This is a genomic window from Bradyrhizobium sp. P5_C11_2 (assembly GCF_054049755.1).
Genome location: NZ_JBFULT010001027.1, coordinates 1 through 1,310, shown reverse-complemented (window position 1 = coordinate 1,310; position 1,310 = coordinate 1). Strand labels below are relative to the sequence as shown.

At 60.3% G+C, this 1,310-nt stretch carries 1 protein-coding gene; it reads right to left on the bottom strand.

Annotated features, from left to right (window positions below; genetic code table 11):
• Positions 1–1,170 (bottom strand): cache domain-containing protein (locus tag ACXJL8_RS41370; RefSeq protein WP_456687069.1); only part of this gene is annotated, 1,170 nt, incomplete at its 3' end.
• Positions 1,171–1,310: the final 140 nt, after the last annotated feature.

Genomic DNA, 1,310 nt, shown 5'->3' with positions numbered 1-1,310 from the left:
CTCAGACAGTGTCTGCAATTGGCGCGCCTGCGCGGTAACGCGCTGGATGGACCGCGACATCTGGCTGCCGAACATCCAGACGATCGGAAGGAAGGCTGCGCCAACCAGGATCGCGAGGACGAGCCCATTGAACTGGAGCTTGCGGACGTTCTGAACGAAGTCGTCCTGGGCGGCCAGCAGCAAGATGCTGCCATTGTAACGTTCGCCGAGCGCAAACTTCGTCACCCTGAAGAGGAAGCCTTTCCCGGTTCCGTCCTCGATGTTTCCTTCGTAGCTGTCCTTGTTGTACGAGCCGCGGATCACCGAGGCCAGGATTCCCGCGTTGATCTCATCGATGCTGGGCAATGACGATCGGTCCGGGTGCGTCATTGCGCTCGTAACCAGGTCTGAAAATTCCGGGTGGGCGATGATTGACCCTGCCTGGTCGAAGATCATGACCGTACCATGCTCGCCCGGCCGCTGGGCCTGGACGAATTCACTGAACGTATCGAGCTTGAGATCGGCGGCGAGCACGCCAAGCACCTTGCCACGCAGCGGCGCGCTGACGGTGATGACCGGCGCGCCTATGCTGAACGAGAGGTAAGGCTCCGAAACGTAGGGACCGTCGGCCTGCATCGTCGCCCAATACCAGGAACGTTTGCGGACGTCGTAGCCGTATTTCCACAGATCGACCTCTCCGACCTCGTTGCCTTGTTTGTCTTGAAAGAGTCGCCGTAGCGACAGGGCGCCCTCCGCAGCAGGGCGAATGAGACTGATCGCGATCTCCGCATTCGCGGGCGCGCGCAAGCGCTCGCGCTGCTCTTCGGTAAGGCCGCTGATGCGCCGCACCTGGAGCCAGGCGCCATTCTCGAAGCCGACATAGATGCTGTCCATCTGCGGCAATTCCTGCAGCGCAGCTTTGAACAAGGGAATTGCACGGCCGGTCTCGCTCCTCTCGTTCGAGTCTGCGACGCTGGAACTGGTCGCCAGCACATGGACCAGGGACGAAATCGTGGAAAGTTCGCCATGAAGCCGCCCGAGCACCTTGGTGCTGGTTGCGTCCATGTAGGCTGACGCGGCTTCACGCGTGGCAAAGCGTAACGAGCGCAATTGAATGGCGATCAGCAGCAGGGTCAGCGCCACGACGAAGGCCATTACAGCAAAAGTGATGGAAGTCCGGAACGTGAGCATCCGCGTCTATTCGATCCTCATCCAGCCGATCGCTGCAGCTTTTTACTGCTACCGATAGCGGGCCCGGTTGAAGGTGCGAACACCCGACCACGGAAACGCGGAGACGGAAATCGCTCTGGACCCATTACAGACCTTCATCG